The organism is Streptomyces sp. NPDC060205 (genome assembly GCF_042728395.1).
Taxonomy (GTDB): Bacteria; Actinomycetota; Actinomycetes; order Streptomycetales; family Streptomycetaceae; genus Streptomyces.
This window is the reverse complement of sequence record NZ_JBHWZP010000204.1, coordinates 1-16,866: the sequence shown is the minus strand read 5'-3', so window position 1 is coordinate 16,866 and position 16,866 is coordinate 1. Positions and strand designations below refer to the sequence as shown.

Sequence of the window (16,866 nt, the reverse complement as noted above, 5' to 3'; positions counted from 1 at the left end):
GTGTCCGGGCCGGTGCTTCCGGGTGGGGCCGGAAGCACCGGCCGGGGCGGAGCTTCTTGCCGGGCGGAACTGGGTGGCGCGTCTCGCGTTCGCGGTGCCGGATGCAGGTCACGCTGATGAACCGGAACGTATTCGGTAAGCGCTTTCTAGTCAACGTCTCCCGTAGTCCGCATCCGGCCAACTCCGTCCGACCCGTGGCCAGGTGCCCCATGGGCGCCGGCGCACCCCGCCCGTACCGGAACCCGGCGTCCAGCGAGTGGAATCGGCCGGGGTGTAATGGGAGGCCAGAGACCGAACCACCGGGAGTGTCCATGGTCGCCGACCGGCCCAGACTGCTGTTCGTGACCGATCTGGCCTATCCCGCCCAGGGCCGCCGGTACTGCGACGAGGACATCTTCCTGACCTCCCGGCTTCGCGAGTACTTCGACCTCGCGCTGTGCCACCCGCTCGACGCGCCCGCGCTGATGGACTCCCCCGGCTTCGACGCGGTCGTGGTCCGCAACAGCGGGCCCGTCCTGCACCACCAGGCCGCGTACGACGCCTTCCGCGAGCGGGCTACGGATCGCGGGGTGCCGGTCTGCACGCAGCTGACGGGCAAAGGTGACCAGGCCGGGAAGCAGTACCTCGTCGACCTCACCGCCCAGGGCTTTCCGGTGATCCCGACCGTCGACCGGCCGGAAGATCTCGGGCTGCTCCCGGACGCGGCCGAGTACGTGGTGAAGCCGAAGCTCGGCGCGGACTCGATAGGCCTGGAGTTCGTCCCCCGGGAGCGGCTGCGGACCCTGTCGTTCGACGACGGCCCGGGTCTCCTCGTCCAGCCGCGCGTCGACTTCCGGTACGAGGTGTCGTTCTACTACGTGGACCACAGCTTCCAGTACGCCCTGTACGCGCCCCGCCCCGATCGGCGCTGGCACCTCGAACGCTATGAACCCACGCCCGCCGACCTGGACTTCGCGGCGCGGTTCATCGGCTGGAACGACATCGACCACGGCATCCAGCGCGTCGACGCCTGCCGCGCCCCGGACGGCGCCCTGCTGCTGGTCGAGCTGGAGGATCTCAACCCCTATCTGTCCCTGGACCTTCTCGACGACGCGACCCGTGACTCCTTCGTGGCGAGCTTCAGGGCCTCGCTCCACCGCCTGCTCGGCCGCGCCTGATCTTCGTCGTCCGCCGCCGTCCGCCGTCGTACGCGACCGGGTTCAGGGCCGTGACCTGGCGCGACGCGGGCGAGCACGGTCCGTCACGGCCAATGCGGGTCCGCCCGGCGGCTCTTGACACGCCCGGACCAGGTCGCTTTACTCCATCCAACGCCAGCCGAGCACCTGGCGCGAGAGGGACGCCCAGCCGGTAGACGGTCCACGCACCGTGAGCCCGGACAAAGTCGCCAGGACGGCCGCACAGCGGCGGATTCCGAGGCGGGGACGTACCCCCCGGTCTCTGGAGCTCATCATGTTCCTCCCCCTCCCCCACCGGACGGTCCCGTTCGGCGGCCACGTGAGCGTGGCCGGGTGCCAGGAGCAGGCCTCCCCGCGAGTGCGACACCGTACGCGCTGATCGTCCCGGCGCCGCCCCGCGCACCGCGCGCTCCGCTTGTCCGGGCAACCCGCGCTGCCGACCGCACCACCGTCGTCGCCGGTGGCAGCGCGCGTCACCTCACCGACCCGTACCGCCGGCCGTGTCGTGGCGTCCCGCACCACCTTCCCGTACCGCCTCACGCACGTACTCCTGGGGGCTCATATGGCCGCAGCACATCGCCCGAGCGGCACGTCCGCACGTCCGTCCCGCCGCACGGTGCTGCGGCGGAGTGCGGCCGTGGTGGGAGGGACCATGGCGTCGGCGGCCCTGTCGGCCTGCGCGGGAGAGGGCAGCGGTGTCGACGCCGACGGCCGGGTCAGGATCGAGGTGTGGCACGGGCAGACCGACACCGGCCGGGCCGCGATCGAGGATCTGACGGCCGAGTTCAACCGGACGCATCCGCGCATCCGGGTCGACCTCGGCGGCGGTGTCCTCTCGGACGCGATGCTGCAGAAGATCACCGCCGCCCTCGCCTCCGGTTCGTTCCCCGACATCGCCTACATCTTCGGCTCCGACCTGGCGAGCGTCGCCCGCAGCCCCTCCGTGGTGGACCTGACGGACACGTTCCACTCCGGTCCCGTTCCGTGGAAGGACTTCTGGGCACCGGCCCGCGAGGCGGTCACCCTCAACGGCCAGGTGCGGGCCGCGCCCGCGCTCATCGACTCCCTGGCGGTCGTGTGCAACAAGAAGCTCTTCCGTGACGCCGGTCTGCCGCTGCCCCGGCCCGGCTGGAGCTGGGACGACTTCACGAGCACGGCGGCGAAGCTCACCGACCGTGCGCGCGGTGTCTTCGGTACGGGCTGGCCCGGCGTGGGCGACGAGGACACCGTGTGGCGGCTGTGGCCGATGATCTGGGACCTGGGCGGTGACGTCACCAGCCGGGACGGGCGGCGGATCGGCTTCGAGGACACCGGCCTGCGAGCCCTGCGGACCGTGGAGGATCTCGTGAAGACGCGGAGCGTCTACGTCGACGCCAAGCCCGGCAGCGAGCAGATGTACCGGGTCTTCCTCTCGGGCCGGATGGGCATGGCCGTCACCGGCCCGTGGCAGCTCCCCGACATCCGGCAGGCGAAGGTCGACTACCACGTCGTACCGCTGCCCAGTTACAGCGGCAGGCCCGTCACCATCTCCGGGCCCGACACCTGGACCGTGTTCGACAACGGCTCCGCCCGCGTCGAGGCCGCCCGCACCTTCGTGACCTGGCTGTCGCGGCCCGCCCAGGACGTGCAGTGGGACATCCACGCCGGCAGCCTCCCCATCAGCCGGGGCACACAGGCGCTGCCGGCGTGGCAGAAGCAGGAGGCCGACACCCCGGGTCTTCGGGTGTTCACCAAGTCCCTTGAGTCGGCGCGGGTACGGCCCGTGCACCCGGCGTATCCGCAGATCTCGCAGTCCCTCGGCCAGGCGATCACCGCCGTGCTCCTCGGCCGCAGCTCCCCCGCCGAGGCCCTGCGCGACTGCGTGGACGAAGCCAACGCCGCCCTGCTCATCCCGCGTTGAGAGGACCTGCCATGCCCCGCCTGCCCACCCCCGTGACGCTCCCGGACCGGGGCGAGAAGCGCGGTCCCCGTACGCGAACACGCCCCCTGCTCGGCAAGGGCGCCACGGCCCCCGGCACCCCGCCCGGCCGGTACACGCCACGCCGGCGGCTGCGGCAGGAGACGGCCACCGCCTGGGCGTTCGTCGCGCCCTCCGTGCTCGTCATCCTCGGACTGAGCGTCGTCCCCGTGGTCTGGTCGCTCCTGCTGTCCTTCCAGGCCGACGATCTCGTGACGCCGAGCCGGTGGGTCGGCCTGGACAACTACCGGGCCCTCGCGCAGGACCCGCACTTCGACCAGGCGGTCCGCAACACCCTCGTGTACACCGTGCTGTACGTGCCGCTGAGCATCGGCTTCGGCCTGTTGCTCGCCCTCGCCCTGAACCGGCGCATCCGGCTCGTCGGGCTCTACCGGACCCTCGTCTTCGTGCCGTTCGTCATCTCGGCCGCCGCGCAGGGAGTGCTGTTCTCCTTCATCCTCGACCCGGAGTTCGGAGCGGCCAACGCCGTCCTGGACAAGGTCGGGATCTCTCCCCAGGGCTTCCTCAACGACCCGGGCCAGGCGCTCGCCGCGCTGCTCGCGATCTCCCTGTGGAGCGGCACGGGCTTCTGCGTGGTGGTGCTGCTGGCAGCGCTGCAGGACGTGCCGCCCTCGCTCATCGAAGCGGCCCGGCTCGACGGGGCCGGGCGTCTGCATCTGCTGCGCCATGTCGTCCTGCCCTCGCTCGGACCCGTCATGGTCTTCCTCCTGCTGTGGCAGGCCATCACCTCCCTCCAGGTCTTCGACCTCGTCTACGTCACGACGAAGGGCGGCCCGCTGGGGTCGACGACGGTGATCGTCTACTTCATCTGGGAGCAGGCGTTCAAGAACTTCACGGCGGGTTACGGCGCGGCGGCGGCGTACGCCCTGGCGCTCGCCCTGCTGGTGCTCGCCGCGGTGCCGCGGCTGACACGCAGCCTGCGCGACCGGTCCCGCGCGGACCGGCACCTCGAAGGAGCCGCACGATGACGACCGCTTCCCCCTCACCGGCCGCTTCCCCCTCGGCCGCCGCGTCCGCCGGGTCCGCATCGGCCACCGTGTACGCGGATGCCGCCGGCCCCGGGCCCGCCGGAGCTGCCGAGGGACCGGGCCGGCGCCGGAGGCTGCTGCCGTTCAGTCCCTGGCACCTCCTGCTCGCGCCGCTCTGTCTGGTCTTCGCGATCCCGTTGATCTGGCTGCTGCTCAGTTCCGTCATGAGCGACGCCGAGATCAACCGGTTCCCGCCCGCGCTGTGGCCGTCGGGGATCGACCTGGAGGGCTACCAGTACGTCATCGGCAACGCGATGTTCCCCCGGTGGTTCGCCAACTCGCTGATCGTGTCCCTGACCGCTGTGATGTCCAACCTGGTGCTGGGCTCCCTGGGCGGCTACGCCTTCGCCCGGATGCGGTTCGCCGGGTCGCGGATCCTGCTCGCCCTCATGCTCGCCACGATGGCGATCCCGTTCCAGCTGACGATGATCCCGACCTTCCTGGTCATGAAGCGCCTGGGCCTCATCGACTCGCTGGGCGCGCTGATCGTCCCCTCGCTGGTCACGCCGTTCGCGGTGTTCCTGCTGCGCCAGTTCTTCCTGTCGCTGCCCAGGGAACTGGAGGAGGCGGCCTGGCTCGACGGCTGTTCACGGCTGGGTGTGCTCTGGCGGATCGTGCTGCCGCTGTCCCGGCCGGCGCTGAGCACCGTGGCCGTCCTGACGTTCCTCACCACGTGGAACGACCTGACCTGGCCGTTGATCGCCATCAACCATGACACCCAGTACACCCTGCAACTGGGCCTGACGACCTTCCAGGGCCAGCACCACACCAGGTGGTCCGCGGTCATGGCGGGCAACATGATCACCGTGCTGCCCGTGCTGCTGGCGTTCCTGTTCGCGCAGAAGACCTTCATCCAGTCGATCACGTCGAGCGGCCTCAAGGGATAGCCCCCCGTCAGGCGTTCCCGTACTCCGCCCGGCAGCCCGTCGGCTGCCCACCGCGGTTCCGCCCGTACGCCCTCGCACCCGCACCCCTCTCAGGAAGACGTATGCCGCACACCTTCGACTTCGACCTGCTCGTCATCGGGGACGCCCATCCCGATGTCGTCCTCGGTCCCCTGGACGCGCTGCCGGACGCGCTCGCCGTGACCGACTTCCTGCGGGCCAACGCCCTGGAGGCCAGGGCCCTTTCGGCCGCCGCCCGGTCGACTGCCGATCCGGAGTCCGTCGAGGCCGCAGCCGCGGCCCTGGCCGCACACGGGCCGCACGTGATCGTCAAGAACGGTCCGGACGGGGCCGTCGCCCACGACGGCTCCACCGTGCTGCGCACGGACGGCATCCCCGCCCGGCCGGTGGACACCGTCGGGGCGGGTGACAGTTTCGACGCCGGATTCGTCGCCGCGCACCTGCGCGGGCTGTCCACCGCCCACGCCCTCGCCGCGGCCTGCGGCGCGCCGTCCACCCGCGCCCACGGCGGCACCCCGTCCCAGCCCACCTGGGACGAGGCCGTCGCCGCACTCTCCCGTAACGGAAAGAACCTCTGATGACTCTCAGTACCCCGAAGATCGCGTTCATCGGCGCGGGCAGTGTCGTGTTCACTCAGGGCCTGCTGGCCGATCTGCTGGCCTTCCCCGAACTGCGGGGCGCCCACATCGCGCTGCACGACATCGACACCGAGCGCCTGGCCACCGCCGAGGGCGCGGCCCGGCAGATCGCGGACCGGCTCACCGGGACCGGTTCTTCGCAGCCCCGGGTGACCGCTCACCTCGATCGCCGCGCCGCCCTCCAGGACGCCGACTTCGTCATCAACATCGTGCAGGTCGGCATGGGTGAGGCCACCCGGACCGACTTCGAGGTCCCGCAGCGCCATGGCCTGCGGCAGACCATCGGCGACACCCTGGGCATCGGCGGCATCTTCCGCGCGCTGCGCACCTTCCCCGTGCTGAAGTCGCTCGCCGCCGACATCGCCGAGCTCTGCCCGGACGCCTGGCTGCTCAACTACACCAACCCCATGGCCATGAACGTCCAGTACCTGAGCCAAGCAACCGGGCTGACCCGCGTGGTCGGACTGTGCCACTCGGTGTACTGGACCATCCACGACCTGGGCGAACTGCTCGGCGTCCCCCACGAGGAGATCACCTACCGTGCCGCCGGGGTCAACCACCAGGCATGGGTGCTGCGCCTGGAGCACCGGGGCACCGACCTCTACCCGCTCCTCGACGAACTGATCGAGCGGGATCCGCAGTTGCGGCGCCGGGTCCGCGTCGACATGTACCGGCGCCTCGGTTTCTATCCGACCGAGACGAGCGAGCACTCCGCCGAGTACGTCCCCTGGTACCTGCACCACGACAGCGAGATCGAACGGCTGCGGCTTCCGGTCGGCGCGTACCTCGGCATCGTCGAGGAGAACGTCGCGGCCTACGAGGAGACCCGCAAGGCACTCGCCGCCGGGACGCCCCTCACGGTCGAGGGCACCATGGAGTACGCCCCGCAGATCATCCACAGCATCGTGACCGGCACCCCGCGCACCGTCTACGGCAATGTCCCCAACCACGGTCTGATCGACAACCTCCCGGCCTCCGGCACCGTCGAAGTGCCCTGCCTGGTGGATGACTTGGGGGTGCAGCCGACCAGGGTCGGCCCGCTTCCGGCCCAGTTGGCCGCGCTGAACCGCACCTACCTGAGCATGAACGAGCTGGTGGTCCGCGCCGCCGTCGAGGACGACCCCCGGTCGATCCGCCAGGCCGCCATGGCCGATCCCGCGACCGCCGCCGCCCTGCCGGTCGAGCGCATCTGGGACCTGTGCGACGACATGGTACGAGCCCACGCGGACCTCCTCCAGCCGTCGCTGCGCGCCACCCTGGGCCACTGAGGCCCGAGCCCGTGTAGTGCGTACGCACCAGGACACGGGGGCGGCTGGTCCCCTCGCACCAGGGCAGGACGGCGGCGGGGAACGATGCCCGGCAGGTGCGCCGGAAGGAACTGTGGGAGGCGCGTGAACCGCACGCGTCTCCCCTTCCTCACGGTGTCTGGAGTGATCTGCACGTGGCAACTTTTCTCTACCGGATCGGGCGGTGGGCCTTCCGGCGCCGCCGGCTCGTGGGCGGTCTGTGGCTGGGTGTGCTCCTGCTGGCCGTGGCCGCCGCCGCACTGGCGCCGGCCGGGGAGGAGGAGGACCTCTCCATGCCGGGCACCGAGTCGCAGAAGGCGTTCGACCTGCTCGACGAGCGCTTCCCGGAGAGCAACTCCCAGGGCGCGGAGGCCCGGTTGGTGTTCCGGGCACCGGACGGGCAGCGGGTGACCGCCCAGCGGAACAGGGCCGCCGTCGAGGACACCCTCGGCTCGCTCGACGGGAGCGATCAGGTCGCGTCGGCCTCCGACCCCTATGAGGCGGGCGCCGTCAGCGAGGACGGCACCATCGCCTACTCCACCGTCACCTACGCCGTGGACGCGGTCGACCTGACCGAGCCGACGAAGAGCGCCCTCGAAAGCGCCGCGAACCAGGCCCGGGACGCGGGGCTGACCGTGGAGATCGGCGGCTCCGCCCTGGACTCGGAGGAGGAGCCGGGTGGCACGACGGAGATCATCGGCGTGGCCGTCGCGGCGGTCGTCCTGATCCTCGCCCTCGGATCGCTGGTCGCCGCCGGGCTGTCGCTGCTGACCGCCGTCGTGGGCGTGGCCATCGCCTTCGGTCTGGTCTCCGCGCTGGCGGTGCCGCTGGGCCTGACGTCCACCGTCGCCATCCTGGCGCTGATGCTGGGCCTCGCGGTCGGCATCGACTACGCGCTCTTCATCACCTCCCGCTTCCGCGACGAGTGCGCCCGGGGCAGCGACCCGCAGGAGGCCGCCGGACGGGCGGTGGGCACGGCCGGCTCCGCCGTCGTCTTCGCCGGCGCGACCGTCTTCATCGCCCTGGTCGGCCTGGGTGTCGTCGGCATCCCCGAACTCACCAAGATGGGCCTGGGCGGCGCGGGCGCCGTGGCCCTCGCCGTACTCGTCGCACTGACCCTGGTCCCGGCGCTGTTCGGCTTCTTCGGCCGGCGGGTGCTGTCCCGCGCCGTCCGCAGGGCCGGCCGGCCGGGCGGCGAGCACGCACACCAGGCGCCCACCGTCACGGCCGGCCGCGACGGGCTCGGCACCCGCTGGGCACGGTTCGTGCTGCGCCGGCCGGGAGCCGTGCTGCTGACCGCCGTCCTCGGTCTCGGGGCGGTGGCCCTGCCGGCGCTGAGCCTGGAACTCGGGCTGCCCGGCGACGAGTCCAAGTCGGTGGAGACCACTCAGCGCCGCGCCTACGACCTGCTGTCGGAAGGCTTCGGCCCCGGCTTCAACGGCCCGTTGACCGTGGTCGTGGACACCTCGGGGTCCAAGGACGCCCGCACCGCCACGGACCTGGTCGTCAAGACCGTACGAGGAGTGGACGGGGTGGCGTCGGTCGGTGATCCGGTGCTCAGCCGCACGAAGGACACGGCCGTCCTCACCGCCGTCCCGCGGACCGCGCCGAACAGCGGCGAGACCAAGGACCTGGTGCAGGCGATCCGGGACGCGGTTGCCGGCGTGGAGGCCGGCACGGGCACCACCGTCCTGGTGACCGGGACGACGGCGCTGAACATCGACATCTCCGAAGCGATGTCCGACGCCCTCGTCCCCTATCTGACCGTGGTCATCGGCCTGGCGTTCCTCCTGCTGACGGTGGTCTTCCGCTCGCTCCTCGTCCCGGTCAAGGCCGCGCTCGGCTTCCTGCTGTCGGTGGGTGCCGCCTTCGGCGTGCTGGTCGCCGTCTTCCAGTGGGGCTGGGCGGCGGACCTGCTCGGCATCGAGCAGACCGGACCGGTCATGTCACTGATGCCGATCCTCATCATCGGCATCGTGTTCGGCCTCGCGATGGACTACGAGGTCTTCCTCCTCACCCGGATGCGGGAGGCCTACGTGCACGGCGCATCCCCCGGCGAGGCGGTCGTCACCGGCTTCCGGCACAGCGGGCGTGTGGTGGCCGCGGCGGCGATCATCATGATCAGCGTGTTCGGCGGTTTCGTCGGGATGAGCAGCCCGACCATCCAGACGATGGGCGTCGGTCTGGCCGCCGCCGTGGCCTTCGACGCCTTCGTGGTCCGGATGGCGATCGCACCCGCGGTCCTGGCGCTGCTCGGCGACCGGGCCTGGTGGCTGCCCCGTATCCTGAACCGCGTGCTGCCGAATGTGGACATCGAGGGTGAGGCACTGAGCAGGCGTGCTCCGGCCCCCGCGACCGGACCGGGCGCGGCGGTGCCGCAGTTCCCCGCCGGCCGGCACTGAACCGGCGATGGCGAGCACAGGTGGCGGTGGGCCGCGCTCACCCCGCACATGGTGGCGGCGGGGCGCGGTACCGGCAACAGCGTTCGTGCTCTGTCTGCTCGGCGGTGTGATCCAGGTCGACGACACGCTGTCCGCGCCGCCTCTCGCCGCGTACTTCGTCGCCGTGGTGTCCTGTGCCGTGCTGCCGCTGCGGCACCGGGCACCCCTGGCCGCCCTCGCGGCCACGACCGCAGCCACGGTCCTCGTCCAGCCCCTGGGCCTGCTGCTGAGCCCGCTCATCGCGGCTCCCGCCGTGATCAGCGCCTACTCCTACTCGCTCGCCGCGCGCACCGAACGCCGCGCGGCGGGCGCGGTGGCGCTCAGTGCCGTCGTGCTGCTGGCGGCTTCCATTCCCTTGACCGGGGACCTGTCGTGGCAGGACACGAGCCGGATAGGAGTGGTGTCGGCGTTCCCGCTGGTGGCCGGCGTGCTCGGCCACTCGGTGCGCAACCGGCGGGCCTACCTGGCGGCCGTGGAGGAGCGGGCCAGGCGGGCCGAGGAGACCCGGGACACCGAGGCGCGGCGGCGCGTGGCCGAGGAACGGGTGCGTATCGCCCGGGAGTTGCACGATCTCGTGGCCCATCAGATCACCCTGGCCAACGCGCAGGCGACGGTCGCCGCCCACCTCTTCGACACGCGCCCGGAGCAGACCCGTAAGAGCCTCGGGGAGCTGATCGAGACCACCGGGCACGCGCTCGACGAACTGCGGGCCACGGTCGGCCTGTTGCGTCAGACCGGCGACGCGGCCGCGCCCGCCGAACCCGCGCCGGGCCTCTCCCGGCTTCCCATGCTCATCGAGTCCTTCCACCGCGCGGGCCTTGAGGTGTCGGTGCACCAGGAGGGCACGGCCAGGCCGCTGCCGCCCGGGGTCGACCTCACCGCCTACCGCATCGTCCAGGAGGCCCTGACCAACGTGACCAAACACTCCGGTACCCGCAGCGCCCGGGTGCGCCTCGACTGGCACCGCGACCGTGTCACCGTCACGGTCGCCGACGACGGAGGGGGTGCTCGCGCGGTGCCGAGCGCGTCCGCGGCCCCGGACGGTCCGCCGCCCGGTTTCGGTCTGATCGGGATGCGTGAGCGGGCCACCGCGGTCGGGGGTCACCTCTCCGCTGGCAGGCGCGCCGAGGGCGGCTTCCTGGTCTCCGCCCGGCTGCCCCTCCCGCCCGTCAAGGACACCGTGGGCGGCGGGGTCACCGGTGGCGGCGACGGCGGCGGGGACAGCAAGGCCGGCGGGGACGCGTCATGACGCTCAGGGTGCTCCTCGCCGACGATCAGGCGCTGCTGCGCGGTGCCTTCCGGCTGCTCCTCGACAGCGCCGACGACATCACCGTGGTCGGCGAGGCGGGCGACGGCAGGGAGGCGGTGCGGCTCACCCGGGAGCTGCGCCCGGATGTGGTGATCATGGACATCCGTATGCCCGAGGTGGACGGTCTCACCGCCACCTCGGAGATCTGCGCGGACCCGGAACTGCGTACGAGCCGCATCCTGATCCTCACCACGTACGAGACCGACGAATACGTCGCCCAGGCGCTGCGCGCGGGGGTCGGCGGCTTCATCGGCAAGGGCATCGGGGCCGAGGACCTGCTGGACGCCGTGCGGACGATCGCCGCCGGCGACACTCTGCTGTCCCCCGCCGCGACCCGTTCCCTGGTGGCCCGTTTCCTGGCCACTCCGGACAACCTCCTGCCGCAGCACGCCGAACAGCTCGACGTGCTCACCCCGCGCGAACGCGAGATGGTGGCGCTGGTCGCGACCGGGCTGTCCAACCAGGAGATCGCCGAGCGCATGTTCCTCAGCCCGTTCACCGTACGCGCCCATGTGCAGCGCGCCATGACGAAGCTGGAAGCCCGTGACCGGGCCCAGCTCGTCGTCATCGCCTACCGGACGGGCCTGGCCCACCCCGCCCCCGACGGTCTGTCGTGACCCGCCCCCGACGGTCTGTCGTGACTCGCCGCCGGGGGTCGGCCGTTCTCACGGCTGCTTCTCGCGGCCCCCTGTCCAGGCCACTTCGCGCGGTTACTGGGCGAAGTCGGGCAGCGTGAGGGCCGAATGAGCCGGTCGGGCCGGGGCCGAGGGCAGGGCGACGAGGTCCCGCAGCCTGGCGTTGCGTCGCTCCAACGCCCGTGCCGTGGTCGGGAAGAGTGAGGCTCCGCCCTTCTCCACCAGTGCCTGGTTCATGGCCACGAAGCCGCGCGTGTCGCGTTCGTAGGCCGCGAAGGCCGCGGTGTGGTCCCGGTGGGTGGCCAGTGCATGGGCGAGCATGTAGGCGCCGGTCAGCGCGAGGCTCGACCCCTGTCCGGTGAGGAACGAGGGTGCGTACGCGGCGTCGCCGACGAGCGCGACACGGCCACGGGACCAGCGGGGCATACGGATCTGCCCGGCCGTGTCGAAGAACAGGTCGTCCGCGTGGCGCAGGGCGTCGACTAGGTCGGGGACCTTCCATCCCGCCCCCGCGAAGGCCTCGGCGACCAACTGCTTCTGGGCGCCGGGGTCGTGGAAATCCCCGTACGGTGGTCGCGGCCGGTGGAAGTTCAGGAAGGCATGCAGGTCGTCGGCGTCCCCGACGGCGTACAGGGCCGCGGCCTTGCCCGGGGTGTTCCACAGCATGACTTCACGGGAGAGCCCGAAGGAGTTCGGCATGGTGAACAGGGCGAAGCAGTAGCCGAGGTAGTGGTGGAACTGTTCCTCGGGGCCGAACACCAACTCTCGGGTGTGCGAGTGCATGCCGTCGGCGCCGACCACCAGGTCGAACGTACGCCGTCGCCCGCTGCGGAAGGTGACGTCGACTCCTGGCCCGTACGTGCCAGGGGTGTCGGGAGTGTCGAGGGTGTCTATGGAGTCGTCGAACAGGAACTCCACGTCGTCGCGGACCAGTTGGTGGAGCAGCGCGGCCAGATCGCCGCGGCGCACCTCCAGGTCCCGTCCCGCCACACTGCCGGCAACGGCGCTCGGGCTCACCGAAGTCACCGTGCTGCCGTCGGAGTCGAGGAACGTGCAGCGACGCGAGTCGATATGGGCGTCCCGCAGCTGGGGCAGTATCCCCATCCGCCGGACGACCTCGACGGCGGTGCCTCGGATGTCGATCGGGTATCCGCCGGCACGCAGTGAGCCCGCCTTCTCCACCACGGTGACCGCGCATCCGGACCGGTGCAGCCAGTACGCCAGCGCGGGTCCGGAAATGCTGGCCCCGGAGATCAGGACGCTCCGCCTCACCGGCCCCCTGGCGTTCTCCGTGTTCTCCGTGTTCTCGGTGTTCTCCGTCTTCTTCGTGTTCCGCACGTCCGTCGACGGACCGGTCGGTGTCATGCCTGGGCTCCCTTTTTCGTGAGACGGACGACGAGCAGTGCCGACGCGGCGACGAGACCGGCGGCGGTGAACCCCGCGGCGAAGGCGGATTCGGCGGGCAGACCGGTCACCGGTCCGGCCCCGGCGTCGAGGATCGCGCCCGCCACCTGGGCGCCCAGCGCGACACCGATCACGCGCGTCACGACGAGCAGACCGGTGGCGATGCCGATGTCCTTGGTCGCGATGGCGGTGGCGGTGCCGGCGAGCAGGGCCGTGGTGCCGACACCCGCGGCGAACGCGGTCAGCACCTTCGCGAGGACGAGCTGCCACTCCGCGCCGTGCAGCCAGGCCAGGGCGATCATCGTGGCCGCCGTGGCGACTGAGCCCACGACGACCACGGCACGCGAGCCGAAACGCCGCACCGCGAGCCCGCCGACCGAGTCGCTCACCGCTCCGGCGACGGCACCGGGCAGCAGGAAGAGGCCGATGTCGGTGGTGTCCGCTCCAAAGCCGTAGCCGTCGGCCGATACGGCGAACAGTTGCGGCAGCAGGAAGAGCACCATCCCGGAGCTGATGGTCATGACGAAGGTCAGTACACAGGCATGCCACATCGCGGGCTTCGCCAGCATGCGCAGATCGACCATCGGCGAAGCCGCCCGGCGCTCGACGGCCACCCACCCGGCCGCCAGGGCCGCCACGACCACCGCGACGGCACCGACCGCGAGGGGCGGCAGACCGCCGTCCCTCGTCACCGTCACGAGTCCGAGCATGAACGCGAGCAGCGTGCCGCTGAGCAGCACCACACCGGGCCAGTCGATGCCGTGCTCCGAGGGGATCGGCGGATCGTGCGGCATCAGCCGGTGCACCGCCACCGTCGTCGCGACGATCGCGATCGTCGGCAGCGCGAACATCCAGTGCCAGGACAGTCCTTCCGCGACCGGGCCGGCGAAGACCATGCCCGCCATACCGCCGCCCGTGAACAGCGCGACGACCACTCCGATCGCCACCTGTGACTGCGCCGCCGGAAGGTGTTTGCGCACCAGGATGAAGGAGAGGGGCAGCGCGCCCACCATCACGCCCTGCAACACCTGGCCGAGCAGCAGCACCGGCAGGTTGGGCGCCAGGCCGGCCAGCAGGCCACCGGCCGAGACGACGGCCATCAGCCGGACCAGCACCCGTTTCCCGCCGTAGCGGTCGCCGAGTTTGCCCGCGACGGGTGTGATGACCGCGCCCGTGATGAGTAACGTGTTGCCGACCAGCGCCCCTTCGGCGGGGCTGACCCCCAACTCGGCCTGCAGCAGCGGGAGCGCGGGCTCCACCACCGACTGCAGGGCGCCGAGGGCCAGTGCCAGGAGGCCGAGGGCGGCGATCGAGGGTCGCCCGAGGCGGGCCGGGGGATGTAAGGCTTCGGACAGGGACGTCCTGGTCATCACTTGTCGATCACTCCAGACACCGGGAGGGGAGGGTGGGGTCACGTGAGGTGCACGCGTCTCCCACACTCCCCGCCGGCGCCCGCGCCGGGCATCGTCCCCGGCCGCCGTCTCCGCCTGGTGCGCCCGGACCAGCCCTTCACCTGCCCTGGTGCCTACGCACTACGGGCGTACGGACGACGTACGGTCCCGGCCAGGGCCGCCCGGCGGCCACCGGAAGCGGCGACGCGCGGAAGCTGGGCTTGCTGCGCGTCGCCCTGGAAGCGACCGAACACGTAACCCTGACAGGTAAATCTGGCACTGTCAGGTAAATCTCCTCCTGCCAAAGGTGCGCTCGTCTCACTAGCGTCTTCCTCGGCGACGAAGAGCGCGGCACCGCGCCCCCTCCGACGGGGCGAAGGGGCTCCGCGACGCATTGTGCCGACTTCCGGTCCGGCCGACGCTCTCGCCTTTCACCGAGGTACATCGAAGGAGACATCCCGTGTTCGAACGCATGGCCGAATTGGCGATCCGCCGATCTCGGCTGGTCCTGGTCGTCGCCGCCCTGGCCGTGGCCCTCCTGGGCGTGGTGGGCGCAGGCGCCTTCGAGAAGCTGAAGGGAGGCGGCTTCGACGACCCCGCCTCCCAGTCCACCCGAGCGGCGAACGTCATCGACGAGAAGTTCGGCGGCGAGGTCAACCTCGTCCTGCTGGTCCGCTCCCCCGACGGCCGTATCGACACCCCCGCCTCCCAGGAGAGCGGCCGGGCCCTGGCGGCCGACCTCAAGAAGGACGAGCGGCTCAGCAACGTCGTCTCGTACTGGGAGACGAAGAGCCCGGACCTGCGTTCCGAGGACGGCCGCGAGGCCATGGTGCTCGCGCATGTGCGGGGCGACCCGACCGAACAGCGGGAGAACGCCAAGGAGGTCATCGACACCTTCAGCGGCACGTACAAGGACACGCTCACCGTGCAGGCCGGCGGGGGCGCCGCCGTCGGCGCGGACCTGTCGAAGCAGGTGGTCGACGATCTGATCCTCGCCGAGGCGATCGCCATACCCCTGACCCTCGTGCTGCTCCTGTTCGTCTTCGGCAGCGTCGTCGCCGCCCTGCTGCCGCTGGTCATCGCGATCATCGCCATCATGGGTTCGTTCGCCCAGCTCTTCCTGCTCGGCAGTGTCACCGATGTCGCCGACACCGCGACCAACCTCACCACCGCCCTGGGCCTCGGACTGGGCATCGACTACGCCCTTCTGATGGTCAGCCGCTTCCGGGAGCAGCTCGCGGCCGGGGCGAGCGTGGACGACGCCGTCCGGCGCACGGTGCACACGGCGGGCCGCACGGTCGCCTTCTCCGCCGCGACGGTCGCGGCGGCCCTGGCGGCACTGCTGGTGTTCCCGCAGTACTTCCTGCGCTCGTTCGGCTTCGCCGGCGTCGGTGTCGTCGCCATCGCCGCCCTCAGCACCCTGTTCGTGATGCCGGCCCTGCTGAAGGTACTGGGGCACCGCGTCAACAGCGGGCAACTGCCGTGGGCGAAGACGCAGCGGTCCGACGCCCGTACACCTCTGTGGGGACGGCTGGCCCGTACCGTCATGCGGCGGCCCGCTCTCACCGCGCTGCCCGTCCTCGCCGTACTGCTGTTCGCGGCGAGCCCCCTGCTGAACATCACCTTCGGTACGCCGGACGAACGCGTGCTGCCCAAGGACGCCGGGAGCCGCCAGGTCTCGCAGGTGCTGCGGGAGAACTTCGGGGGCAGTGAGGACGCGGCCCTGAACATCGCCATCGACCAGCCCGTGGACAAGGAGCCGCTGGCGTCGTACGCGGGCCGGCTGGCCGCGCTCAAGGGCGTACTGCGGGTCGAGACCAGTGCGGGCACCTACAGCGCGGGCCAATCCATGGTGAACGGCCCCGCCGACTCCGCGCTCGGCCGGCCCGACGCACAGCGGATCAGCGTGGTGAGCGGCCTGACGCCGAAGTCGGACGACGCCCAGGACCTGGTCGAGCAGGTGCGCTCGCTCACCCCGCCCGCCGGGACGCACCCCCTGGTCGGTGGCCCGGACGCCGTGCTCGTCGACGCCAAGCAGTCCGTCGCCGACCGGCTTCCCCTCGCCGTGGCCCTGGTGGTCCTCACCACCTTCCTGCTGCTCTTCCTGTTCACCGGCAGCGTCGTGCACCCGTTGCGCGCACTGGTCCTGAACGCGATCAGCCTCGCGGCCACCCTCGGTGTGATGACCTGGATCTTCCAGGACGGTCACCTCTCCTCTCCGCTCGGCTTCACCGCGCAGCCGATGGAGGTGTCGATGACCGTGCTGATGTTCTGCATCGCCTTCGGCCTCTCGATGGACTACGAGGTCTTCGTCACCAGCCGCATCAAGGAACTCCACGACCAGGGCGAGGACAACGAGTCCGCGGTGGTCAACGGTCTCGGCCACACCGGACGCATCGTCAGCGCGGCGGCCTGTCTGCTCGCGGTGAGCTTCTTCGCCTTCGGCACGGCCAAGCTCAGCTTCATGCAGATGTTCGGCCTCGGCAGCGGACTCGCCGTCCTCCTCGACGCCATCGCGGTGCGCGGTGTCCTCGTACCCGCGGCGATGCGTCTGCTCGGCAACTCCGCCTGGTACGCGCCCGGTTTCCTGCGCGCCTTCCACGGGAGGTACGGCCTCAGCGAAGGCGGTCCCGCGCCGGCGCCCGCGACCGCCGGGCCCGCGGCGGCGGCTTCGAC

At 71.3% G+C, this 16,866-nt stretch carries 12 protein-coding genes; 10 read left to right on the top strand and 2 right to left on the bottom strand.

The window, feature by feature from the left end; all coding sequences use genetic code 11:
• The first annotated feature begins 311 nt into the window (after positions 1–311).
• From ACFWGJ_RS29350 to ACFWGJ_RS29310, 9 genes are all read left to right on the top strand, one after another.
• Positions 312–1,157 carry a hypothetical protein gene (locus ACFWGJ_RS29350; protein ID WP_387330555.1) on the top strand — a complete coding sequence of 282 codons (846 nt, stop codon included), beginning with the start codon at positions 312–314 and terminating at the stop codon, positions 1,155–1,157.
• Between the two features lie 580 nt (positions 1,158–1,737).
• The gene (locus tag ACFWGJ_RS29345; RefSeq protein ID WP_387330558.1) at positions 1,738–3,075 is read left to right on the top strand and encodes an ABC transporter substrate-binding protein; all 1,338 of its coding nucleotides are present in this window, start codon (positions 1,738–1,740) and stop codon (positions 3,073–3,075) included.
• Between the two features lie 11 nt (positions 3,076–3,086).
• Entirely contained in the window at positions 3,087–4,121 is a 1,035-nt protein-coding gene (locus ACFWGJ_RS29340; RefSeq protein ID WP_387330552.1) for a carbohydrate ABC transporter permease, read from the top strand.
• Positions 4,118–5,068 carry a carbohydrate ABC transporter permease gene (locus tag ACFWGJ_RS29335; protein WP_387330549.1) on the top strand — a complete coding sequence of 317 codons (951 nt, stop codon included), beginning with the start codon at positions 4,118–4,120 and terminating at the stop codon, positions 5,066–5,068. The genes ACFWGJ_RS29340 and ACFWGJ_RS29335 overlap by 4 nt, the downstream gene beginning before the upstream one ends.
• 101 nt (positions 5,069–5,169) lie before the next feature.
• Positions 5,170–5,664: a PfkB family carbohydrate kinase gene (locus ACFWGJ_RS29330; protein WP_387330546.1), complete on the top strand. Its 495-nt coding sequence runs from the start codon at positions 5,170–5,172 to the stop codon at positions 5,662–5,664.
• Positions 5,664–6,992 carry an alpha-glucosidase/alpha-galactosidase gene (locus ACFWGJ_RS29325; protein ID WP_387330543.1) on the top strand — a complete coding sequence of 443 codons (1,329 nt, stop codon included), beginning with the start codon at positions 5,664–5,666 and terminating at the stop codon, positions 6,990–6,992. Before ACFWGJ_RS29330 ends, ACFWGJ_RS29325 begins: the two co-directional genes overlap by 1 nt.
• A gap of 173 nt (positions 6,993–7,165) precedes the next feature.
• On the top strand, positions 7,166–9,412 hold the full coding sequence (locus ACFWGJ_RS29320) for an MMPL family transporter (protein ID WP_387330541.1): 2,247 nt from the start codon (positions 7,166–7,168) through the stop codon (positions 9,410–9,412).
• Between the two features lie 7 nt (positions 9,413–9,419).
• Positions 9,420–10,700, top strand: coding sequence for a sensor histidine kinase (locus ACFWGJ_RS29315; RefSeq protein WP_387330538.1), 1,281 nt, complete (start codon positions 9,420–9,422; stop codon positions 10,698–10,700).
• Positions 10,697–11,377 carry a response regulator gene (locus tag ACFWGJ_RS29310; protein ID WP_387330535.1) on the top strand — a complete coding sequence of 227 codons (681 nt, stop codon included), beginning with the start codon at positions 10,697–10,699 and terminating at the stop codon, positions 11,375–11,377. The genes ACFWGJ_RS29315 and ACFWGJ_RS29310 overlap by 4 nt, the downstream gene beginning before the upstream one ends.
• 93 nt (positions 11,378–11,470) lie before the next feature.
• Here the strand turns inward: ACFWGJ_RS29310 and ACFWGJ_RS29305 are convergent, their stop codons facing one another.
• On the bottom strand, positions 11,471–12,760 hold the full coding sequence (locus tag ACFWGJ_RS29305) for an FAD-dependent monooxygenase (RefSeq protein WP_387330532.1): 1,290 nt from the start codon (positions 12,758–12,760) through the stop codon (positions 11,471–11,473).
• On the bottom strand, positions 12,757–14,169 hold the full coding sequence (locus ACFWGJ_RS29300) for an MFS transporter (protein WP_387330529.1): 1,413 nt from the start codon (positions 14,167–14,169) through the stop codon (positions 12,757–12,759). The genes ACFWGJ_RS29305 and ACFWGJ_RS29300 overlap by 4 nt, the downstream gene beginning before the upstream one ends.
• A gap of 481 nt (positions 14,170–14,650) precedes the next feature.
• On the opposite strand from ACFWGJ_RS29300, the gene ACFWGJ_RS29295 reads away from it, so the two are divergent.
• Positions 14,651–16,866: MMPL family transporter (locus ACFWGJ_RS29295; RefSeq protein WP_387330527.1), on the top strand; the 2,216-nt coding region annotated here is incomplete at its 3' end.